The sequence below is a fragment of the Prevotella veroralis DSM 19559 = JCM 6290 genome, from assembly GCF_000377625.1.
Classification (GTDB): domain Bacteria; phylum Bacteroidota; class Bacteroidia; order Bacteroidales; family Bacteroidaceae; genus Prevotella; species Prevotella veroralis.
The window spans coordinates 425,621-448,021 of sequence record NZ_KB898325.1 but is presented as its reverse complement, the minus strand read 5'-3'; the positions used below and the strand labels follow the sequence as shown (position 1 = coordinate 448,021).

Annotated in this window: 17 protein-coding genes and 7 tRNA genes; 13 read left to right on the top strand and 11 right to left on the bottom strand. The window is 39.3% G+C overall.

Annotation, left to right across the window (positions count from 1 at the left end; all coding sequences use genetic code 11):
- Positions 1-94 precede the first annotated feature (94 nt).
- The 5 genes from D464_RS0102015 to D464_RS0101995 all read right to left on the bottom strand — a co-directional run bounded on the left by D464_RS0102015 (position 95) and on the right by D464_RS0101995 (position 4,391).
- Positions 95-176 (bottom strand) — tRNA-Tyr (locus D464_RS0102015).
- Positions 177-184: 8 nt separating this feature from the next.
- A tRNA-Val gene (locus tag D464_RS0102010) sits at positions 185-259 on the bottom strand.
- Between the two features lie 223 nt (positions 260-482).
- Complete coding sequence (locus D464_RS0102005; protein WP_024985705.1) at positions 483-1,784, bottom strand: NCS2 family permease; 1,302 nt, start codon at positions 1,782-1,784, stop codon at positions 483-485.
- A 30-nt stretch (positions 1,785-1,814) separates the two neighbouring features.
- Positions 1,815-2,591, bottom strand: coding sequence for an NAD(+) diphosphatase (gene nudC, locus D464_RS0102000; protein ID WP_018909914.1), 777 nt, complete (start codon positions 2,589-2,591; stop codon positions 1,815-1,817).
- 51 nt (positions 2,592-2,642) lie between these two features.
- A complete protein-coding gene (locus D464_RS0101995) occupies positions 2,643-4,391 on the bottom strand; it encodes a bifunctional metallophosphatase/5'-nucleotidase (protein WP_018909913.1) in 1,749 nt (582 codons plus the stop codon).
- A 185-nt stretch (positions 4,392-4,576) separates the two neighbouring features.
- Between D464_RS0101995 and D464_RS0101990 the strand changes: the two genes are divergently transcribed.
- Positions 4,577-5,089, top strand: a complete 513-nt coding sequence (locus D464_RS0101990; protein ID WP_024985706.1) for a hypothetical protein — start codon at positions 4,577-4,579, stop codon at positions 5,087-5,089.
- Between the two features lie 479 nt (positions 5,090-5,568).
- Here the strand turns inward: D464_RS0101990 and D464_RS0101985 are convergent, their stop codons facing one another.
- The 6 genes from D464_RS0101985 to D464_RS0101960 all read right to left on the bottom strand — a co-directional run bounded on the left by D464_RS0101985 (position 5,569) and on the right by D464_RS0101960 (position 13,964).
- Entirely contained in the window at positions 5,569-7,194 is a 1,626-nt protein-coding gene (locus D464_RS0101985; protein ID WP_018909911.1) for a DEAD/DEAH box helicase, read from the bottom strand.
- Positions 7,195-7,257: 63 nt separating this feature from the next.
- The gene (locus tag D464_RS0101980; RefSeq protein WP_018909910.1) at positions 7,258-8,475 is read right to left on the bottom strand and encodes an LptF/LptG family permease; all 1,218 of its coding nucleotides are present in this window, start codon (positions 8,473-8,475) and stop codon (positions 7,258-7,260) included.
- Between the two features lie 11 nt (positions 8,476-8,486).
- Complete coding sequence (gene tgt / locus D464_RS0101975; RefSeq protein WP_018909909.1) at positions 8,487-9,614, bottom strand: tRNA guanosine(34) transglycosylase Tgt; 1,128 nt, start codon at positions 9,612-9,614, stop codon at positions 8,487-8,489.
- The gene (lon, locus tag D464_RS0101970; RefSeq protein ID WP_018909908.1) at positions 9,611-12,076 is read right to left on the bottom strand and encodes an endopeptidase La; all 2,466 of its coding nucleotides are present in this window, start codon (positions 12,074-12,076) and stop codon (positions 9,611-9,613) included. The genes tgt and lon overlap by 4 nt, the downstream gene beginning before the upstream one ends.
- A 120-nt stretch (positions 12,077-12,196) precedes the next feature.
- Positions 12,197-12,910: a tRNA1(Val) (adenine(37)-N6)-methyltransferase gene (locus D464_RS0101965; protein WP_018909907.1), complete on the bottom strand. Its 714-nt coding sequence runs from the start codon at positions 12,908-12,910 to the stop codon at positions 12,197-12,199.
- Positions 12,911-12,932: 22 nt separating this feature from the next.
- Entirely contained in the window at positions 12,933-13,964 is a 1,032-nt protein-coding gene (locus D464_RS0101960; protein WP_018909906.1) for a diacylglycerol/lipid kinase family protein, read from the bottom strand.
- A gap of 191 nt (positions 13,965-14,155) precedes the next feature.
- On the opposite strand from D464_RS0101960, the gene spt reads away from it, so the two are divergent.
- From spt to D464_RS0101900, 12 genes are all read left to right on the top strand, one after another.
- The gene (spt, locus tag D464_RS0101955) at positions 14,156-15,346 is read left to right on the top strand and encodes a serine palmitoyltransferase (protein WP_018909905.1); all 1,191 of its coding nucleotides are present in this window, start codon (positions 14,156-14,158) and stop codon (positions 15,344-15,346) included.
- A 1,385-nt stretch (positions 15,347-16,731) separates the two neighbouring features.
- Positions 16,732-16,805: transfer RNA gene (locus tag D464_RS0101950), tRNA-Pro, on the top strand.
- A gap of 36 nt (positions 16,806-16,841) precedes the next feature.
- Positions 16,842-16,914: transfer RNA gene (locus tag D464_RS0101945), tRNA-Gly, on the top strand.
- A 42-nt stretch (positions 16,915-16,956) separates the two neighbouring features.
- Positions 16,957-17,038 (top strand) — tRNA-Leu (locus D464_RS0101940).
- A gap of 30 nt (positions 17,039-17,068) precedes the next feature.
- A tRNA-Leu gene (locus D464_RS0101935) sits at positions 17,069-17,152 on the top strand.
- A 36-nt stretch (positions 17,153-17,188) separates the two neighbouring features.
- A tRNA-Gly gene (locus D464_RS0101930) sits at positions 17,189-17,261 on the top strand.
- Between the two features lie 38 nt (positions 17,262-17,299).
- Complete coding sequence (locus D464_RS0101925) at positions 17,300-17,839, top strand: hypothetical protein (RefSeq protein ID WP_024985707.1); 540 nt, start codon at positions 17,300-17,302, stop codon at positions 17,837-17,839.
- Between the two features lie 31 nt (positions 17,840-17,870).
- Positions 17,871-18,278 carry a single-stranded DNA-binding protein gene (locus D464_RS0101920; protein WP_018909904.1) on the top strand — a complete coding sequence of 136 codons (408 nt, stop codon included), beginning with the start codon at positions 17,871-17,873 and terminating at the stop codon, positions 18,276-18,278.
- On the top strand, positions 18,278-19,597 hold the full coding sequence (gene gldE, locus D464_RS0101915) for a gliding motility-associated protein GldE (protein ID WP_018909903.1): 1,320 nt from the start codon (positions 18,278-18,280) through the stop codon (positions 19,595-19,597). The genes D464_RS0101920 and gldE overlap by 1 nt, the downstream gene beginning before the upstream one ends.
- A complete protein-coding gene (locus tag D464_RS0101910) occupies positions 19,581-20,084 on the top strand; it encodes a 4'-phosphopantetheinyl transferase family protein (protein ID WP_018909902.1) in 504 nt (167 codons plus the stop codon). Before gldE ends, D464_RS0101910 begins: the two co-directional genes overlap by 17 nt.
- A 172-nt stretch (positions 20,085-20,256) precedes the next feature.
- Positions 20,257-21,402, top strand: coding sequence for a replication initiation protein (locus tag D464_RS0101905; RefSeq protein ID WP_018909901.1), 1,146 nt, complete (start codon positions 20,257-20,259; stop codon positions 21,400-21,402).
- Between the two features lie 180 nt (positions 21,403-21,582).
- A complete protein-coding gene (locus D464_RS0101900; RefSeq protein ID WP_018909900.1) occupies positions 21,583-22,284 on the top strand; it encodes a hypothetical protein in 702 nt (233 codons plus the stop codon).
- Positions 22,285-22,401: the final 117 nt, after the last annotated feature.

The following is a 22,401-nucleotide window of genomic DNA, read 5'->3' as shown; positions in this document are numbered from 1 at the left end:
AAGGATTCTTTTAATTAGGATAATGAAAGTTAGTTATGCGTTAAATGGTATATAAAACAAAAGACTTGCAATCGATTGGATTGCAAGTCTTCTGTGGGTAGTGATGGATTCGAACCACCGAAGCTAGAAGCAGCAGATTTACAGTCTGCCCCATTTGGCCACTCTGGAAACTACCCTTTGATAGTGGGCGTTGACGGATTCGAACCGCCGACCCTCTGCTTGTAAGGCAGATGCTCTAAACCAACTGAGCTAAACGCCCTTACTTCTTGTAAGCGGTTGCAAAAGTAATGATTTAATTTGAACTCTGCAAACTTTCTTCATCCTTTTTTACTAATTAGTTCTGAAAAACGGGATTATAGTTGTTGTGTTGGGTATAAATTTAGTGTGAGGACTATTCAGGGCTAATTGTTTGTATAAAGTTCGCCCTGTAAGTAGTCCGTGAGAACCGATACTTACAGGGCGAAGCAATGTTATGAATATCTTTAACTGATGATAAAGTTCAAGACAAAGAGAACAGCCAATATACAGAGGGTCAAGTTAAGATCTTTCCATTTCGCTGTACATGCCTTCATAAACACAAATGACAAAATACCTAGACAGATACCATCAGCGATAGAGTAGCAGAGCACCATGGTTATCATTGTGATGAAGGCTGGGAATGACTCTGTAATATCATTCAAGTTAATCTTCTTTACAGAATCAATCATCAATACACCTACCATAACCAAGGCTCCACTTGTTGCAGCACTTGGAATAAGCATGAAGATAGGGGAGAGGAAGAGTGATACAAGGAACAGAATACCTACAAAGAATGCAGTTACACCAGAACGACCGCCTTCGGCAATGCCGCTTGCACTCTCAACGTAAGTTGTAAGCGTTGAGCTACCTAACATTGCACCGCAGGTTGTTCCAATGGCGTCACTCATCATCGCTTCTTTTACGCGTGGAATATTACCATTTGGTTCCACAATACCCGTCTTATCTGCTAAGCCCATAAGAGTTCCAATCGTATCAAAGATATTTACCAATAACAATGAAAAGACAACCAATACTGTCTTGAGGTTCAAAAGACCACTAAAGTCGAACTTACAGAATATCGGGCTAATATCTTGTGGTGCAGAGAAAGGCATCCAACTACTAGGAATAACCGTTACTCCTAAAGGAATACCGATGACGGTTGTAATAATAATACTCCAGAAGAGCGAACCTTTGACATTCTTAGCCATTAACACGCCACTCAATAAGATGGCAATTATACCAAGAATACAACTAGGAGTGAAGGCACCGAGACCAACAAAGGTAGCGTCTTTCGCAACGATAATCTCTGCATTCTTGAGTCCTATAAAGGCAATGAACATACCGATACCCGCTGATATGGCGTATCGTAAATTGTTCGGTATAGAATCGAGAATCATCTCACGTACATTAAAGAAAGTAATGAGGATGAAGACAATTCCCTCAATAAGCATAATAGCTAAAGAGTGTTGCCAAGAATAACCCATAGTTTGGCAAAGCGTGTAAGCAAAGAAAGCATTAAGACCCATGGAAGGGGCTTGTGCAAATGGTAGTTTAGCCATGAAAGCCAATAATAAGGTGGCAATAGCAGCTGCTAAGGCTGTACCAGTGAATAATGCTCCTTTATCCATTCCTGTGGATGTAAGGATAGCTGGATTGACGGCCAAGATATAGCTCATCGTTAAGAAGGTTGTAGCTCCAGCAATAAGTTCAGTACGGAGCTTCATTGACTTGGGGTTAAAGCCAAGGGCTTTTTCTAAGAAAGTCATCATTGTTTTAAGGTTTAAATACTCTTTAGTTTATATTGAAGTTTGATTTATCCAATCATCAAGAATCATGCGTGCGATTGACAAACGTTCTGGAATATTGGGCAGATTCTCTTTTGTGAACCATGCTCCTTTTGATATTTCGCTTTGCTGTAACTGTAAATCGCCTCCATCATAATCTGCATTGAAGCCCACCATTAGCCCACAAGGATAAGGCCAGGGTTGGGAACCGAAGTATCGTAGGTTCTTTATCTTGATACCTGTTTCCTCAGCTACTTCACGGTGCACTGCTTCTTCTAGTGTTTCTCCTGTTTCAACGAAACCTGCTACTAATCCAAAGAAGTCGGATTTGAAATTGCGTGCATGAACTAACAACACTTCATCATCTTTATGAACAAGGACGATAATAGCTGTCGCTAATTGTGGCCATACTTCTTTCGCACAATTCGTGCAACGTTTCGATATGTCTGTGTGCATTTTCATGGGTGCTCCACACACACCGCAGAATTTTGTGTTCTGATCCCAGTAAAGCAATTCATGACATTTGCCAGCCTTCAAGTACAATTCAGTTGAAAGGAGATAAAAGGAAGGTCTAAGTCCGCACATCTCGTAATTGGGATTATCAGTTACAGGACTATCAATCATGAAAGCCTTCACCTCTGTACCATCCTCCGTTGGACCAATATTCATCACATGGGTCCAAGGACGTAAAGTGATAGGTGGTTCTTCTGAAAGTGGAATCGTATAGTTATTACCGACCTTCTCTAACAGAAGGTCGATCTTACAAAAGATAAACCAGTAATATTTCATCTTTATGATAGTTATAATCAGATGTTTATGAAGTTTGTGCTTCCTTCTAACTTATTCTCCAAACAAGAGCTTACGGTCACGTGCAGCTGCTGGGACAGTCCACTCTTCTGGTATGAACTTCCAATTATGATGTGCTTGCGGATTCATAGTACCAGCCTTTTTAATCTCCTCCATGAGGTAATGGCGTTGATCTTTCGGACTCTCCCAGATAATCCTACTTTGAAGTGAATCATGTGGTATTCCTGCTCCCTTTGTGAGTAGTTCCCCACCGCCATTTGCACGATAACTATTAACAGCCACGGTGTACCATTTATGCTCATCGAAGGGTTGCCCGTTGCTCATACGTAAGATATGTACTTTCTCGCCGTTAGGCTTAGTAACATCAACCGTATAATCGATACCAGCGGCTGAATCGAAGTTAAATGAGAAGTTCTTGAAGCCTAAACGTTGTGCATCATTCTGCGTGTTAGAGAGTAACAACAGGTGATCATCAGGACTCTTCATCGTGTTTACCCATAAGTCGTAACTCATCTCAAGGTGCTTACGAATCTCTTCGCCAGTCATCTTTATCACACAGAGCTGGTTTTCGTATTTATAAAGATTGAACATATCGCCCACTGTTACAGAACCAGCCTTGATAACAGAGTTAAATTGTAGAGGAGCGTTAAAGGCAATATCAGCCTTTGTAATCTTTAGTTCCAAATCGAGAATCAGATCGTTGAAAGCAGAATTACCGAAGAAGCAGTCCTTCGTGTAGATTGTATTTTCAAAATTACCAATCACTTGTTCACTCCATTGTTTTACAGCATCTATCTCTGGTTGGAAATGCTTAATGAAAGCATCATCGGCTTTCAAGTCCCTCACATCCACGAGTTCACCTTTCGCCTTCGTCAATGTGTATTGTTTCTTACCTTTGACGTTCTTAGGAGTCAATGTTAATGTCGCCATTGCTACGCGTTGCGCATTGTTAGCAGGGTCAAGGCAGATGACCTCCTTGCCTATGATGTTTCGTTCGGTTGAATTATGAGGCGTGTGATCGTGTCCGAAGAAGACAACATCAAAGCCAGGAACCTCCTGTGCCACCTTTTGAGATGCATCCTCATCATATTGGGGCGTCTTGATACCTCCATTCCAACCAGAATGGAACAAACCAACTATAACATCAGGATTCTCTTTCTTTTTCACCTCCTCCATGGTACGTTTAGCACATGAAACCATCTCATCGAAACGAAGTCCACTCCATATTGTTTCCTTTAACCAGTTGGGTATTGCAGGTGTCAGCATACCGATAACACATACTTTCAGCCCGTTCTTCTTTTTGATGACCGTGTAAGGAAGAATGTAAGGTTTGTTAGTTCTAGTATTGATGATATTTGCACCAAGAATAGGGAAGCGCAGTTCTTTAAACCACTTGTCATAGACACTATGCCCTGTCTCAATATCATGGTTACCTACAGTGGCGGCATCATATCCCATATAGTTGAGCACACTCGCTGCAATATTCGTTTTCTCAGGAGCTACGTAGTTGTAATAATAAGAGATAGGTTGCCCTTGCAAGATATCTCCGTTATCCAATAGATAAACATTTTCTTTACCATTCTTCTTACGTAAGTCTTCAACGAAAGTATTTACTCTTGCCATGGAACCGCTCTTTGGCTTACGTGTGATAAAGTCGTAAGGAAAGAACGAACCGTGTACATCAGATGTTTCAACGAGTTTAATTGTAATGTCTCCTTTTTGTGCCATAGCGGTAGAACTGAGTCCTAACATAATGGTAAGTGCGATTGTTGTTAGTTTCATACTCTTTGTTTTATATTCACTTGCAAAAGTAATAAATTAAACGAGAATAAGCAACCTTGCTCTATCTTGATTTTACTATTATATACTTCTGCTAAATGTGATGTTTTACGGCTTTAAGAATAATATAATAAGGAGAAGTACGTTTGTATTAGTGTATTATTTTAGTTTATTATGAGTACAGGCGTATGTATAGAAAGAAGATAATTAAATGGTTGTGCTACCTATTGTGTATCGAACTTCTATGGTTGATTGTTGTTTGGTTATCGCCATGGTCATTCTATCCTGTTATTACAAAGTTTGCTCAGTTTACGTTTCCCTGGTTAGTACTTTTTTTTCTTATTCGTTTTGTTAGGTGTCGGTGGGAGCAGAATCATGATGTACTTATAGGTTGTTTGCATAGTTTGTTATGGGTAATGGTGCCTGTTCTATTTGTTATACAAATCTTCTTCTCATGGCTTCTGATGTCAGATAGCGAAACTACTCATGTAACTTATGAAGACGATAAGTATCGAGTCACAGAACTATATGGCTTCTTTACAACTAATTCTGATAATGTGAGAATAGAAGAACATTGGGGACCCTTTTATCGTGAGGTGTATTATGGTGATCTTTATTCTGCACATACAAACACGTTGAAAAGTAAGGCTGCAATACGCCGATTCTTAGAGAGGTGGAACAAGGATAACAGCTCTCAATAAGCAAAATTATATTGATCAGCAACTTTTGCGTATATACTTCTACACTCGTTTATACTGTTTCTGCATTATTTTCCTACTAGTCGCGTATTGTTTTGATACGCATCGCGCATTTACGGAATACGTATCTTTTTGTATTATCTAAGTCTGATAATTAATTATCACGCTTAGATAAATAATTATCAGACTTAGATAATTAATTATCAAACTTAGATAATACAATTTAATACGTGCAAAAATAATACGGAGTACTGGAAGAAATAAAAGAATAAGCAGGAAAAATAATACGCAATACGTATGTATTTCTTCTTTTCTGCTTATTCTTTATGAAAGGTTGCGGATGTTTTATTTTTTAGATTAGATCTATGGTATCTCCGAATAGGGTAGAAGTCTCGTTTATATGAGGAGAGGAAAGGCGGGCAAACATCCTTGTTTGCCCGCCTTTGAGTATTTAAAACATACACATGATTCCGCCTCGGATGTTATCTCTTACCAAGATTACGGAGCCACTTGAGTGGCTTCTTTATCAAAGCTTTCAATCCAGAGTCACTCTTAGAATTTGTTGGTAGCTCTTCACGAATATCGTACTTTGTACTTCTTCTAGCACCCTTCTCGTTCGTGTTACGCTGACGATTGTTATTCTTCTTCTTTTTGTTGTTAGGCTTTCTATTTTGTTGAGCGTTCGCCTTCTGACTAGCATCCTTATTGTTGGTAGCTGCCTTGTCGTTCCGTCTGTTATTGTTAGGTTTCGTCTGCTTGTCAGTTTGTTTGTTCTTGTTCTGACGTTTGTTATTGTCCTTTGCGTCTACGCTCTTATTGTTCTGCTGATTTTGAGGCTCGGGGCGTCTTGAACGTTGCTTGTTATTGCCCTGTTTCTTATCCTTGTGACTTTGATAGTCCCTATTCTTCCTGCGAATGCTCTTTGCGTTAGCTCCCCTCTTAGGCTTCCCGTTGTTCTTATACTCTGGTGCTTCGCCCAATCCGTCAGGTAGTTGAACCTTCTCAATCTCCTTACCTAAGAATGACTCAATCTGCTGAAAGAAGTAGATGTCATCTGCATTCACAAGTGTGATAGCAGTTCCATCATGATCAGCACGTGCTGTACGACCAATGCGGTGTACATAGTCTTCTACATCGTGTGGCACATCATAATTAATAACCATTGTGATGTCATCAATATCAATACCACGTGAGACAATATCAGTTGCCACTAAAACGTCAACTTGTCCGCTCTTGAACTTGAACATTATGTCGTTACGCTGCTCTTGATCAAGGTCGGAGTGCATCTCACCGCAGTTGATATGCTTACGGCTAAGCGCACCTGCAATCCGCTTAACCTTTTGTTTCGATCCAGAGAAAATAATGACACGCTTCATGTTTCCACCTTTGAAGACATCCTTGAGTATCCCCATCTTCTGTGTTTCGTAACACACGTATGCCATCTGATGTATCTTTTCAGCAGGTTTGCTGACAGCTAACTTGATTTCTACTGGATTCTTTAGCAGAGTCTTTGCGAGTTCCTCAATCTTCTTAGGCATTGTAGCCGAGAACATAATCGTTTGACAAGTTCTAGGGAGCTTCTTGGCAATGGTCATAATGTCATCAGAGAAACCCATATCAAGCATGCGGTCAGCCTCGTCAAGAATGAAGAAGCTAACCTTTGACAAATCAACATTGCCTAATGAAAGGTGAGAGATGAAACGACCAGGAGTAGCTATGACAACATCGGCTCCGAGCGATAAGCTCTTAAGTTCCTGGTCATAGCGATTGCCATCATTGCCACCATAGACGGCAACGCAGGAAACGCCATTCAGATAATAAGCAAAACCTTGCATTGCTTGGTCAATCTGCTGTGCAAGTTCGCGTGTTGGTGACATGATCACACAATTTATGGCAGACTCTGGGTAGCCTCCATCGGCTAATTTTGATAATACAGGTAAAAGATAAGCCGCAGTCTTACCAGTTCCTGTTTGTGCAACGCCTAATACGTCGTGACCTTTTAATATCTCTGGAATGCACTTCTCTTGTACGGGCGTACATTTATCAAAACGCATGTCATAGAGTGCGTCGAGTACATTATCGTTTAAATCTAAATCTTCAAAATACATAATTTACAATTTATCCTCTTTGTAACAGAGGGTAGTTCTTACTTTTTCTTCTAACTCTCCTTATTAACTTGGTGCATGTCTATAACAGAAGTATGCTATAATAGCAAAGATAATGTTCGGTATCCATGCCGCGAGTATTGGTGGTGTATTGTCTTGGATGGCGAAAGTAGCAGAGACCGTTTGCAACATGATATAGCTGAAGCTCAATGCAAGACCTATACCTAATGAGAGTCCCATTCCACCTTTTCGCTTGCGGGAAGAAAGAGCCAAGCCAATAATCGTCAATATGAAAGAGGAGAACGACATGGCTATACGTTTATGGAACTCCACCTCATATTGCACTACATTCCCAGAGCCACGGCTTATCTGCTTAGAAATATAATCAAGAAGCTCTGGTGATGTGAACGTTTCTTGTTGTCCTTTTGAATATACAAGGTCAGTAGGCTCCATGAGTAGAACTGTGTCCTTTGTTGCTCCACTCTGAATGTGTTCCTTTAGTCCTTTGAGCGTTCTGATTTTCCAGTTACTTAACTTCCAATGATACTTTGAGTCAGCAATCGTATCATATTGAATCTCCATTGCGGTTAAGTGACTTACAATCTTCTTGTTTTTGATTTTAACAAGCGAAAAGCCATAACCACGTTTGTATTGGTCGTCGTAATTCTGGATATAAGCAGTGGTGTTCTTAGCTACAAACAGTTGGACGTTCTCCGCAGATGTATTCTTCTTCGAATTACGATATAACGTTTCAAAGTTTTGTCTGATAACAGTGCCATGGGGGATGACAAAGCTATTGAGATAGAATGTTAAGCCTGCAATGACTACGCACGAGAGCATGTACGGACGCATTAACCTCTTTATAGACACGCCTGCTGCTAACATTGCTATAATCTCCGAGTTTCCAGCTAACTTAGATGTGAAGAATATAACAGCAATGAATACAAATAGTGGTGAGAAGAGGTTGGAATAATAAGGTATGAAGTTGGCATAGTAATCAAAGATGATGGCTCGCCATGGTGCGTGGTATTGCGTGAACTTTGAGAGATTCTCATTAAAGTCGAATACAATAGCGATGGAGATAATCAAAAGGATGGCATAGATATAAGTTCCAATGAACTTCTTAATGATGTACCAATCAAGAATGCTAAGATATCTAGTTGGGGAGATCTTCTTGAGTAAGTTTCCCACCTTATATATATAAGGTAGGCAAGGCTTAATCTTTTGACTAAGCTTACCTAGTAATCCTTTAATTATGCTTACAATCTCTTTGACCTTATGCATTGTGCGTCTCCTTAAATTCTTCTTCCTAATTGCTCAATTACAGATGCCTTCCACTGAACGAAGTCGCCTTGCTCAATATGTGTTCGTGCGTCTGTTACCAAACGAAGATAGAAAGCTAAGTTGTGTATACTAGCAATCTGCATTGCTAATAGTTCGCCTGCCTTGAATAGATGGTGTAGATAGGCTTTACTTGTAATTTGATCAATGTCACATCCGTCAGGATCAACGGGAGAGAAGTCTTTCTCCCATTTCTTGTTACGCATATTCATCGTTCCATTGTAAGTAAAGAGCATTGCATTACGACCATTACGTGTAGGCATAACGCAATCGAACATATCAACACCACGCTCGATAGCCTCAAGGATGTTTTGTGGTGTACCTACACCCATCAAGTAACGTGGTTTATCTTTAGGTAGAATCTCATTAACTACCTCGATCATTTCATACATAACATCAGTAGGCTCACCGACAGCTAGTCCACCAATGGCATTACCATCAGCTCCTTGATCCGTCACAAACTTGGCAGCCTCTTGACGTAGATCTTTATAGGTACATCCTTGAACAATTGGGAAGAGGCTTTGCTCGTAACCATAGAGAGGTTCGGTTTCATTGAATCGTTTGATACAACGAGTTAACCAACGTTGGGTCATGCCTAAACTCTTCTTTGCATATTCATAATTGCTTTGACCGGGAGGACATTCATCTAGAGCCATCATGATGTCTGCACCTATAATGCGTTCGGTATCCATAACATTCTCTGGTGTGAAGAAATGCTTAGAACCATCAATATGGCTCCTAAACTCACATCCTTCCTCTGATAATTTACGAATACCAGTTAATGAGAATACTTGGAAACCACCTGAATCAGTAAGGATAGGGCGCTCCCAACCATTAAAGCCATGCAAGCCACCTGCAGCTTTTAATACATCTAAACCTGGACGTAGATAAAGGTGATAAGTATTACCTAAGATAATTTGCGCCTTTACCTGTCTTCGTAGTTCTTCAAAGTGTACACCTTTCACAGAACCAACAGTACCCACTGGCATGAAGATAGGAGTCTTTATCTGTCCATGGGCTGTCGTGATTAATCCTGTACGTGCATCGCTTGCGTTATCTGTGTGTTGCAGTTCAAATGTCATTTCTTTGTAGCTTTATTGTCTTCAGATATAGTGAAGTCTACTGGATGTTCTACCAGCTCATCGGTAAGAGCGAAATCCCATACTTGTTTGATATTCTCAACGAAGTGGAACTCAATACCCTTTCTGTAAATCTCAGGTATTTCTTCAATATCTTTCTTGTTCTCCGAACACATTACGATATCTGTAATACCTGCACGTTTAGCAGCTAGGATTTTCTCTTTAATGCCACCAACTGGAAGAACTTTACCACGAAGCGTTATCTCACCTGTCATAGCAGTGTTTTTGCGCACCTTGCGTTGTGTAAGGGCTGAGGCTATACTTGTAGCAATAGTTATACCAGCGGAAGGACCATCCTTTGGTGTTGCTCCTTCTGGTACATGGATGTGTATATTCCATTGCTCAAAGATACGATAATCAACCCCTAAAGTATCAATGTGTGCTTTGACATATTCGAGTGCAATAACCGCTGATTCTTTCATCACATCTCCAAGATTACCAGTTAGTGTTAACTTTCCAGCCTTTCCCTTTGATAGAGAAGTTTCAATAAACAATATCTCACCACCCACACTTGTCCAAGCAAGTCCTGTTACTACTCCAGCATATTTATTTCCTTGATAAATATCACGTGTGAAAGGAGGCTTACCAATTAAGTCTTCCAACGAATCAGGAGTAATCTTTGTATAAGGTAGTTTTGCATTCATAGCCTGTTCGAATGCCAATTTACGCATCACCTTATTGATCTGCTTCTCAAGTTGACGAACACCGCTCTCTCGTGTGTAACTCTCGATAATCTTCTCAAGGGCTGCCTTTGTGAACTTTGGTTTATTTGTTAATTGATCTAAACCTGTATTCTTAAGTTCCTTTGGAATCAAATGCCGTTTAGCAATCTCGATCTTCTCTTCTGTGATATAACCAGAAACATTGATCAGCTCCATACGATCTAATAAAGGTCTCGGGATTGTGTTGAGATCATTGGCTGTTGCTATGAAAAGTACCTTTGAGAGGTCATAATCCATATCAAGGTAGTTGTCATGGAAAGCACTGTTCTGTTCAGGGTCAAGTACTTCCAATAACGCAGAAGAGGGATCTCCATTAATGGTGTTTTGCGTTATCTTATCAATCTCATCAAGGATGAAGACAGGGTTGGAAGAGCCTGCCTTTTGTATGTTCTTGATGATACGACCAGGCATAGCACCTATGTAAGTCTTGCGATGACCTCTGATTTCAGACTCGTCATGTAAACCACCTAACGATACACGAACATACTTGCGTTTCATAGCTTCGGCAATACTTACCCCTAAGCTAGTCTTTCCTACACCTGGAGGACCATAAAGACAGAGGATTGGAGACTTTAGACTGCCACGTAATTGTAATACAGCTATATATTCAAGGATGCGCTCCTTGACTTTCTCCATTCCATAATGGTCTTTGTCTAATATACGCTTTGCACGCTTTAAGTCGAGATTATCAGTTGTATATTCATTCCATGGTAAAGCCACCATCGTTTGAAGATAGTTTACTTGTATGCTATAATCAGGACTTTGAGGGTTTAGTGTGTCGAGCTTATCAATTTCCTTTTGGAAGATTTTAGCAATATCTTGTGACCATTTCTTATCCTTTGCCTTTTCTAGTAATTCCTTCTTATCTGGTGCAGAATCACCATCACCAAGTTCTTCCTTTATATTCTTAATTTGTTGATGGAGAAAGTATTCACGCTGTTGCTCATCAAGATCCTCACGTGTTTTTGATCGAATGTCTTGGCGTAAATGTTGGAACTGAATTTCTCTGTTCAGTATCTTCATCAGTTTGAAGAGACGATCCTTTATGGAGTTCTCTTCCAACATCTGAATCTTGTCAGCAATGGGGAAAGGCATTGTAGAGCAGGTGTAGTTGACAGCAATGATAGGGTTACCCATGTTGTCAAGTGCAAGTTGAGTATCATCAGGAATCTCATCGCTTCCATGGATATACTCTTTTGCTACTAACTTCATGTCTTCTACAGCTGTAATGAACTCCTTATCTGTTTTAGACTCCATTTCCTCTCCTATAGCTTCCGTAACGCCTTTCATGTAAGGAGATTTGGAGGTTATCTCTTTAATCCGACACTTGCCAAATCCTTGTAATATGATAGTCTTATTATCACCTTCATAATTGCCTGGCATATCAAAAGCACGAACGAAGCGTGCATAAATACCGATTTTGTAAATGTCGTCCTCTTTAGGTTCATTGACATTGCTATCCTTTTGACTAACAAGAGCAATGATGGTTTCTGGATTCTCCTCCAAATATTTTACCAATGCCAATGTCGTTTTTCTACCAACAAGAATTGGGGTGAGAATTCCTGGGAACATTACAAGATTGCGGGTTACGAATATGGGAATCTCGCCATTAACTTTCACATTTAAGTTAGGCAAATCACCTTCGTAATCTGCAAACATCTGTATTGAGCTATTTTGTTTCATAAAGTTTTGTTATACCTATATTAGCTTGCAAAGTTACAAAATAAAAGCGAAAGATGGAAAGTTTAGTGTGCTTTAATGTTTTGTAACCTATACACTACCTTATTGTAATTGGTCTCTATTTTACTTGATGTAAAATTCTTTGGTAAGTTGATGATACCATTCTGAACGTTCCCCATTGTCCTGTGTCAATGTTACATGTTCTTCTTTTATAAGTGATGATAATATCTTCTTAAATTCTATCATACACCGTTTAGGAGACTTTGATGGTTTTGTCTTTATATTTATAATCTTTGTAGTTGATAATCCGCAAAGTATAGCCTCTGACTCTATGATAACTTTATTATCTGATGGTATAATGAGTGAAAGTATTCCTTCATCTTTTAATAGACGTGAGGCATGCTGTAACAACTCCTTTGGTGTTAAGGTTACGGTATGTCTTGCAACTGTCCTTTCTTGTAAAGGATTCTTTAAAGAATTGATAAAGTAAGGTGGGTTGCTTATAATAGCGTCATAAACATTATCAACGTTCGGGGGAAATAGACTAGGTTTATAGTATTGAAGTGAGGAATGAATGAGTTTTATTCTATCATGAAATGGGGATGACTCAATATTTACATGTGCGTCTTCTAATGCTTGGGGATCTACTTCTATAGCATCAATATGAGCTTGTGGAAATCGTTGTGCCATCATTAACGCAATGAGCCCAGTACCAGTACCAATATCTAATATCCTCATTCCACCCTGTGCCCAAGCACCAAGTAGAACCCCATCAGTACCAACTTTCATAGCTGCCTTATCTTGAGTGATATGAAAGTTTTTGAATGTAAAGCCCATTCTTCTTATTGGTTTGGTATAGTTATATATTCAGCTTACGTAATATGGTTTTATTGATGGCCTGAACTTTTCTACTTTGTTTGGTGATATCCTGCCTCATGAGATCGATGTTATAGAAAATCTCTGAGAAAGCTGTTTGTAACATGTTAGGTTGTCGATGAGCCTTATCAGCATTGTGTTTAGTTACGATGTTAATGCCTTTTGAAACAATAGAGATATCTATGTCAGCACTAGATAAAACAGGGTCTCCATCATAGTGAATTACCCCCTCTTTCTTACGATGTATATGTATTCTCTTTGATTTAAACGTCTTTATCTTTAGGTTTTTATCCAGTGTCTTATTGAAGAGTTCAATAGCTACTTGTGGTGCTTCTAATATGTCGAAAGGTTCCATAATGATAATATCTAATAAACCATCACTCATGGATGCCTGAGGTGCAATATATGCATTATTACCATATTGAGAAGCATTAGCGGCAGAGACGAGGAAAGCTTTATATCGTTTGACCCCATCCTCATCTTCTATTTCGTATGTTTCTGGTTGATATTTAAGTCCTTCTTCAAGAACCTTTTGCATGTAGGTAATTGGACCTCTTTTCCCAGCTTGAGCAAATTGCATAGAGATGAATGCATCGAATCCCATACCACAAGTACAGAAAAATGGGTGGTCATTGATAATGCCGTAATCTAAAGCTCTAATATCGCATTCGTTGATAACATCTACACATTTCTTGAGGTTCATAGGAAGATTTAGATGCCTTGCTAATCCATTTCCTGATCCACAAGGTAGGATTGCCATAGCTGTCTGTGTGTTGATTAGGGATCTGCCAACTTCATTGACAGTTCCATCTCCACCGATAGCAACTACAATGTCAATTCCCTCTTCTACAGCTTGTTTTGCTAATTCTGTGGCATGCCCAGCATATTGAGTCTCAACTATATTGTAATCAAACTTATTTTTATCAAGCCTTTCTTCAATAAGATCAGGAATACCTGCCTTACTGATAGTACCTGATATAGGATTAAGAATGAAAACGATTCTTTTTTTGTTCATTGTGTCAATGGTCAGAATATAGTTTGTTTGACAAAGGTACATATTAATCTTATATCTTCTTGGTAGTGTAGTATGAAAAATACTTTAAAAAGCACTTTTCTAATCAAAATGTCCTTTTTGTCATTCAAAGTTATTATCTTTGCAACCTAAAATAATTTTATGTAGTCATTGGCTACACCATATTAAATATAATGGGACAGTTACAAGACAAGTACAAAAGTTACCGTGATCCGCAGAAGTTTATGGAAGCAGGAGTTTATCCTTATTTCCGCGAGATTACGAGCAAGCAAGGAACAGAAGTTACAGATATTGATGGAAACAGGATCTTGATGTTTGGTTCTAATGCCTATACAGGTCTACCAAATGATCAACGTGTTATAGATGCGGCACATCGTGCTTTAGACAAATATGGTACTGGATGTGCAGGTAGTCGTTTCTTGAATGGAACATTGGATCTTCATGTTCAATTAGAGAAAGAACTTGCAGCTTTTGAAGGAAAGGATGAAGCTCTTGTTTTCTCTACAGGTTTCTCTGTAAATGCTGGCGTTCTGGCAATGGTTGTTGGGCGTGGTGATTATATTATTTGTGACGATCGTGATCATGCTAGTATTGTTGATGGTCGTCGTTTGAGTTTTGCAACTCAACTTCATTATAAGCATAATGATATGGTGGATCTGGAGCGTGTCCTCCAGAAACTTCCACATGAAGCAGTGAAACTAATCGTTGTTGATGGTGTCTTCTCGATGGAAGGTGATTTAGCTAATCTACCAGAGATTGTGAAACTGAAGCATAAGTACAACTGCTCTATTATGGTTGATGAGGCACATGGCTTAGGTGTGTTTGGTCGTCAGGGTAGGGGCGTTTGTGATCATTTCCATGTAACGGATGAAGTCGATTTGATAATGGGAACGTTCTCAAAGAGTCTTGCATCAATAGGTGGTTTTATTGCAGGAGATAAGGATACAATCAATTATCTTCGTCATACATGTCGTACATACATCTTCTCTGCAAGTAATACACCTTCTGCAACAGCTGCGGCTTTAGAGGCTCTTCACATCTTGGAAAGTGAACCAGAACGTATAGAACATTTATGGAAGGTTACAAACTATGCTTTGAAGCGTTTCAAGGAAGAAGGTTTTGAGATAGGAGAGACTGAGAGTCCGATCATCCCACTTTATGTTCGTGATATACAGAAGACTTTTATTGTAACGAAGTTGGCGTATGAAGCAGGTGTGTTTATCAACCCTGTTATTCCTCCTGCTTGTGCACCTCAAGATACACTTGTTCGTTTTGCTTTGATGGCTACTCATACAGAGGAGCAGGTTGAGCGTGGCGTACAGGCGTTGAAGAAGATTTTTAAAGAAGAAGGTATCATTAAGTAGAAGTTTCTTCTAATTGATATTTTCGTCACTGAAATAGAGGAGAAGGTTGTGTGTTATTACGCAATCTTCTTTTTTATTTTCTTTTCTATGTTCACTTTTTTGAAATCCAAGTTTCCCTAATCAAATTAATCAGAATCTTTTGTAGTGCATTTACCTTTGACTCTGACCCTGCTAACGCTAATTTCTGACCTTGCTAAGGTTAATCTTTGAGTTTGCTAACGCTAATCTTTGAATCTAAGAACGCTAATCTCTAAGCATAAGAGCACTAACTTTTAAACTTCTTGGGGCTTATCTTGCTATTCACTCCCCTCTCCATTCGGAGAGGGGTTGGGGGTGAGGCTGTAGGTCGTGTGGCTGTAGAGGGGGGCTTTTTCTTTCTGTTTGCAAAGGTAAGCAACTTTATTCGGAAAACAATCGTTTTTCGGGATACTGGAGTAACAAGTTCCGCAAACACCATTGTAACTATCTGTATTACAGAGATATAAGTAAATATGTGATTAGGAGCTAATAAGACAAAATAACAGAGGGAGAGCCTCCCCCCAAGCCCCTCCGAAGGGAGGGGATGTCCTTTCCCACACAAGAGGCGTGCAACATCACAATAACGGGTAATTAGCGTGCAAGTTAATGTGTTTATTACTATAGTTACTCCAGCAATTGAAAGTAATCATAATTTTTGAATTAAGGAAGGGCTTGGGGTGTCTGCTTCTGTGGATTCCCATGTTCCGCAAGGAACTCTGTGTGCCTCGGCTTTTGTGCCATCCGTGCATTCTGTGTCAAAAATGAGTTCTATCACCGAAGTGATGGCAATATCATTGATGTCTAGCCCTTAGCCTTTGTCTAACGGGAAAAAGTTCCAAGGTCAATGGTCAAAGAAAAAGTCCTACCAATCACACAAATCACAATCACAAAATCACAAAAAGGATTTTCAACATGTAAAAGAGATTCCCATATAATAGAATACATTATTAATAAATAATAATATATAATGATACATTATCTATGTAAGAAAAATACGATACACCAAAAGTTGATTTTGTGATTGTGTGATTGTGATTTTGTGATTGGTATTTGTCTTCATTTTGCAATTTCTTATTTGCTAAACTCTTTGTTGCAATACCATTTAAAAAGTAAATTTGGATTGAAATAAAGCAAACAATCAGGAAATGTATTTTTCTGTAGTATTTCGTCCTATGTAGGCATAGATAAATATATGATGTTGTTTTTCAGACTATTACATATATTCTTGGTATATCATAAATTCTTTGCTTTAGAAATTAATGTACTTTTTGATAGAAAAAGCATAGAAATATTTGGTAGTTTCAAAAATAAGTACTACCTTTGCACTCGCAATTCAGAAATAACGCTAATAATTGCTGGATATGCAACGGGGTGTAGCGCAGCCCGGTAGCGCTCCTGGTTTGGGACCAGGCGGTCGCAGGTTCGAATCCTGTCGCCCCGACAATCATCAATCTTTAGAGTAAGTAGATGTTTTATTGCGGCAATAGCTCAGTTGGTAGAGCACGACCTTGCCAAGGTCGGGGTCGCGAGTTCGAGTCTCGTTTGCCGCTCTTTGATATTCTGGAAGGCTTTTTAGTTATCTCAAAACTAATGCCCAGGTGGCGGAATTGGTAGACGCGCACGTTTCAGGTGCGTGTGTTTCACGACGTGCAGGTTCGAGTCCTGTTCTGGGCACGGAAGTTCTTTGAATATTATAGGCATATTGGAGAGGTGGCGGAATTGGTAGACGCGCTACTTTGAGGGGGTAGTGAAAATTGCTTCGTGGGAGTTCGAGTCTCCTCCTCTTCACATGCAGATTTTAGTAAGTAATTACTTACATTGTATGCGGCAATAGCTCAGTTGGTAGAGCACGACCTTGCCAAGGTCGGGGTCGCGAGTTCGAGTCTCGTTTGCCGCTCTTATTTTAGAAAGAGAAACATACATAACATTATCTTTATGAATTTATATTTACGGTATTTCGATAATGAAGTATTAGTGCATAATGTTGAAGAGGCGTTAGATTTTTTGAGTTCTATTCCTGATATTCAACTCACTCCAGACTTGGAAGATGATATTAGGAATTATGCAGCAAATGATGTATTCTATCCTAAACGTTACAAGGTACGCCCTCGTGTCTACTTTATTGTTATAAAGACTGAGGCCGCTAGTATGATGGATTTTAAGCAGAAGAAAGCATTACGTCCTAGCATTGATAGTATGCAACGTAAAAATAACCCAGCAATTATGCACCTCAATGAGGAGCGTGAAGGATGGTATGAGGGTGAACTTGACTTCAAGCGTGTTGTCTTGATTCCATCTACAGGTAAGCACGAATATAGAGACACGCACTTTGTAGTTCGATGCAAAGCTGTTTCTGGCTGGGATTGTTATGCTCGTATGGTTGAATATTTGAAGGAGAGAGTTGACAATAGAAGTCAGTTTCCATCTGCTAAAGGTAAGAATTTTAGATTTAAGTATTTGGGTATGTGGAAGTAAAGTATTTCTCTTTCTTTTATATCTGTGCTATATGAACAAAGTAATGTTAATTGGTAATGTTGGTCGTGAACCAGAAGTACGCTATTATGATGCGGATCAATGTGTTGCGACCTTTACGTTAGCTACAACAGAGCGAGGATATGAGCTTCCTGGTGGAACGAAAGTTCCAGACCGTACCGATTGGCATAATATAGTACTATTTAAGAGTTTGGCAAAGTATGCCGAACAATACATTCATAAGGGTGACAAACTATATGTTGAAGGACGTATAAGGAATCGTTCTTATGATGATAAAAAAGGGGTGCGCCGACAGGTTACAGAAATCTACGTGGATAATCTTGAATGGTTAAGTGCATCTCGAAAGATGGAGAGTGCATTGGAAGAGAAGAATAAAGACGCTGATAACTCCATCTCTGATAATAACAAATTACCTTTTTAATGGATAGTTTTCTATTAGATATATCTTCTTATATCACCGTTAATCCAATAAGTCCAAGTATACTTGTTTCTATCCTCTTGGCATTATTTCTTATACTTTTATCTGGCTTTGCTAGTGCGTCAGAGATAGCTTTTTTTAGTTTGTCTCCGGCAGATTTAGAGGCTATGGATCCAGATAAAAGCCCATTGGATATGCAGGTTCAGAAACTTCGCGATGATAGTGAGCGCACACTGGCAACTATTCTTATAACGAATAACCTTGTTAACGTGACCATCATCATGTTGTGTAACTATATCTTCAATAGTTTGTTTACGTTCGGCGAAGAATGGTTGCAGTTTCTTTGCGTTACGATTTTATTAACCTTCTTACTGCTACTCTTTGGCGAAATTATCCCTAAGGTTTATAGTAGAAAGAATCCACTTGCATTTTGCCGAAAGGCAGTGAAAGGGGTAATTTTTTTTCGTAAGTTGTTCTGGCCAGTGGAGACAATTCTCCTAAAGAGTGGAGCCTTTGCTGAAAAGGTTTTGCAGAAGGAAAACAGGCAGTTATCTATTGACGACTTGGAACAAGCACTTGAGTTGACAGATAAGAGTGATATCAAAGACGAACAAAGTATGTTGCAAGGTATTATACGTTTTGGAGATGAAACTGCTAAAGAAGTAATGACCTCCCGACAAGATATTATAGACCTTGACATTCGCTGTTCTTATGATAATGTACTAAAGTGTATTGTTGATAACAACTACTCTCGTATCCCTGTTTATCAAGACAATAAAGATAATATCCGTGGTGTACTTTACATCAAAGATTTGCTTCCTCATCTATCAAAGCCAGCTAACTTTAGATGGCAAAGCTTGATACGCCCTTCTTACTTTGTTCCTGAAACGAAGAAGATTGACGACCTTCTACGTGAGTTCCAAGAGAACAAAGTTCATATTGCAATCGTTGTGGATGAGTTTGGCGGAACCAGTGGTATAGTTACGCTCGAAGACATCTTAGAAGAGATAGTCGGGGAGATCAATGATGAGTACGACGAGGAAGAGCATAACTACACAAAATTAGACGCTAATAGTTATATCTTTGAAGGTAAAACCTTATTGAATGACTTTACCAAAATACTCAATCTTCCAGATGATGAGTTTGATGACGTAGAAGGTGATGCTGATTCACTTGCTGGTTTATTGTTGGAGATCAAAGGCGATTTCCCTGCAGTGCATGAGATTTTGAAGTATAAGCGATATACCTTTGAAGTATTAGAGATAGATGAACGTCGTATTAGTAAAGTCAAGGTGATCATAGGTTGTGAGGATAACGCGTGACGTTTTTGATAAAATCACTATAGGTCTTTTGCCGATAGACAAAGGACGAAAGGCAGAGAAAGAAGGCGAGCAACGTCTTCTTTTTGCTATGTTGGGTTATGTTCCTGTTATCAATCATAATGAGGATGGTAAACCAACTATCGAGGGTTATCACATTAGTATATCTCACACCATTGGTTATGTTGCTATCATCCTTTCCACGGACTTTGAAGTAGGGATTGACATTGAGTATGTGTCCAATCGTGTGAGTCGTATCACCTCTCGTTACCTCCGTTCTGACGAACCCTTCACCGATTTACGTTCCCAGCTTATAGCTTGGTGTGCAAAGGAAACCCTCTATAAATTGTTTTCAGAAGAGCACTTAGCCCTTCAAGAGATGAAGGTAAACGTTGCCTTAGACCACGTTACCAACCTTAGAAGTAATATTGACATAAAGTTTGTAAGCGAAGTTACACATGATTATGTGTTAACTTATGCGTGGAAATAAGCTGCATCAAAGCAATCGTTTAACCTTTAAAGCTATTTGCGTTTAGCCTTAATCAATCAACTAATGATAACTTATCATTTTCGGTATTATTAGTTGATTGTTCAAAAAAAAAACAGTATCTTTGTAACTTCAAGTCAATAAAAGATATAGAGCTAAGGCAAATTAAACAGATATGACTGATAAGACATCCAGCAAGAAGATAACTCGTAAGCGTGGAGCGAAAGCCCAAAAGGCGCCACTAAAGAGTCGTACCATATCGAACGACCTCATCCCTATTGAAGAAGAGACATGGTTATTACAGCCAATTGCTGTGACAATGATGCGTCATGATTACTCGCTAATTCAAGTCCGCATCCTCGTTTCTATTGTTGAGAGTTTACAAGATATTTTGCATGGAATCTTAAAGAGCAAACGAGGCTTTCAGTTAGATTTGTTTCAGACAGATGAGCTTGATGAAGATGGAAGAATGCCGATTAAGTTGCCTTTCAAAGAATTAGGTGTTGACCCTAACCATTATCCTCAACTTCGCAATTCATTGAAGATGTTAGCTTCCATCCCTGTTGAGATTCCTTATAAGACGACTGAAGGGCGTAAGTACACGAAGGCAACTAACCTTTGTGATGTATATATTCCCGAAGATCGTTCCTATAATAAGTATGCAATTTTAAAGTTGGATCATACAGTAGCAGAACGTCTGGTTTCTTTAGATTTAGGTTATCATAAGTTTGGTAAGCAGATTGTCTTTGCTTGTAAGAATAGATACACACAGCGCATCTATATGTTTATCGAGTCATGGGCTGATAAGGGGCGTGCCGTCATTGCAACATTAGATTTCCGCAAGATGTTACGTCTTGAGAATAATTATAAAAAGTTCTCTGACTTCTGCCGTCGAGTGCTCGATCCTGCCATGCAAGAGTTGAAGGAATTATCCGAGAAAGGTTCTTGTGATTGCTTCTTTGAGTATGACAAGAAGTATGATCATGGGCAACGTGGTGGCGAACCAGACCGTTTAATCTTTATCATCCATCGTACTAAGGATAAGATGAATGCGCAGTTAGAGAACATGATACAAGCACAACGTCGTCAGTTCCAGCAGTACCTTGTGCAGTATTTTAATTTTACTCCAGCGAACGCCCAACAGATGGCAGATCGTATAACTGCCGATAACTATCAAGAGGCTGTTCAGAAACTAATGAGCTTGCGCGATCGCTTCTCTAAGACTGTTGTTCAAGATAAGGCTGCCTACACCTTTAAGAGTTTAGATGAATTATTAAGATCTAAAGAAATTCCTAATACAATCGTTGAGGAAGTAGAGTAATGCGGCTCATAGTATAGGAACATTCTTCCCTCAACAGCAAAGCAACGAGAATAGATCATCATTTGGTAATGCACGTAGGATGAATTCAACCTTCATTTGGAAGCCAATCTCTTTCGAGCACACGTTCTTCTAATTCATCAACTGGGAGTGTTTGGAGGTCATTGATAAATTAAAGAATATATGAGAATAACGGATATTAACCGATCGAGAGTAGTCACTGCAATGGTCAGGGGCTACTTTCATTCTTTCTTCTCTGGACAGATAGATGCTTTATCACCCGACAAGAAGAAATTAGAACCACGAGAGTATAAGCAGTTGTTAGTTAATAACTTCGATAACCTGTCTTCACATTTTGTATCGGTACTATTCCCCGTTCTTATCCGTTTGAATTATGATGACTTAGATCAGGTAACCACTGATATGAAGCGTAGACATTTCTCCTCTTCTACTTCTTCAAAGTTACTCTTGCGTTATGCTTGTGGGGCAAAGGCATTATATGACTTAGTTACTGCGGAATATCAGAAAAACGTTTATGCTTTATTGGAAGGTCATTTGTTGACAAAGGAGGAGTTCTTTTCTTCTTGCCCCACCTTGCAGGCGGACGATACCGTTCCTGTTTCTTTAGCCATTCGCTCTATTGTCCGTGTACAGATGCAAGCGTATGCAACTGGCATTACAAGTGCACAATCATCCACGAAGAACTTGCGACAGGCAACAATCTATCGTTTAATGCTCTCGGGCATGGAATCTTTGTTGCATGACTCGCCTATTTCTTTCGAGGAAGAGAACTTAGAGTTGATGTTCTGTAAAGTCTCATTAAACTCGGATAACTTCGACAGTTTAATGGATGAAATGACTCAAGCTTATACGGAGTTAGTATAGGTACTCTAAGCATAAAGTAGGGACAGACGTCCTCGTCTGTCCGCAACACTTTTATTAGGGTGGACAGACGAGGGCGTCTGTCCCTACATTTTAAGATTGTATTAAAATTAGGCAATG

Bases quoted from the DNA above. Each gene is read 5' to 3' on its own strand.
- D464_RS0101990 (WP_024985706.1), top strand. From the start codon at position 4,577: ATGTATAGAAAGAAGATAATTAAATGGTTGTGCTACCTATTGTGTATC.
- D464_RS0101995 (WP_018909913.1), bottom strand. From the start codon at position 4,391: ATGAAACTAACAACAATCGCACTTACCATTATGTTAGGACTCAGTTCT.
- D464_RS0101980 (WP_018909910.1), bottom strand. From the start codon at position 8,475: ATGCATAAGGTCAAAGAGATTGTAAGCATAATTAAAGGATTACTAGGT.
- D464_RS0101960 (WP_018909906.1), bottom strand. From the start codon at position 13,964: ATGAACAAAAAAAGAATCGTTTTCATTCTTAATCCTATATCAGGTACT.
- gldE (WP_018909903.1), top strand. From the start codon at position 18,278: ATGGATAGTTTTCTATTAGATATATCTTCTTATATCACCGTTAATCCA.
- D464_RS0101925 (WP_024985707.1), top strand. From the start codon at position 17,300: ATGAATTTATATTTACGGTATTTCGATAATGAAGTATTAGTGCATAAT.
- D464_RS0101985 (WP_018909911.1), bottom strand. From the start codon at position 7,194: ATGTATTTTGAAGATTTAGATTTAAACGATAATGTACTCGACGCACTC.
- D464_RS0102005 (WP_024985705.1), bottom strand. From the start codon at position 1,784: ATGACTTTCTTAGAAAAAGCCCTTGGCTTTAACCCCAAGTCAATGAAG.
- D464_RS0101965 (WP_018909907.1), bottom strand. From the start codon at position 12,910: ATGGGCTTTACATTCAAAAACTTTCATATCACTCAAGATAAGGCAGCT.
- D464_RS0101900 (WP_018909900.1), top strand. From the start codon at position 21,583: ATGAGAATAACGGATATTAACCGATCGAGAGTAGTCACTGCAATGGTC.
- spt (WP_018909905.1), top strand. From the start codon at position 14,156: ATGGGACAGTTACAAGACAAGTACAAAAGTTACCGTGATCCGCAGAAG.
- lon (WP_018909908.1), bottom strand. From the start codon at position 12,076: ATGAAACAAAATAGCTCAATACAGATGTTTGCAGATTACGAAGGTGAT.
- nudC (WP_018909914.1), bottom strand. From the start codon at position 2,591: ATGAAATATTACTGGTTTATCTTTTGTAAGATCGACCTTCTGTTAGAG.
- D464_RS0101920 (WP_018909904.1), top strand. From the start codon at position 17,871: ATGAACAAAGTAATGTTAATTGGTAATGTTGGTCGTGAACCAGAAGTA.
- D464_RS0101905 (WP_018909901.1), top strand. From the start codon at position 20,257: ATGACTGATAAGACATCCAGCAAGAAGATAACTCGTAAGCGTGGAGCG.
- tgt (WP_018909909.1), bottom strand. From the start codon at position 9,614: ATGACATTTGAACTGCAACACACAGATAACGCAAGCGATGCACGTACA.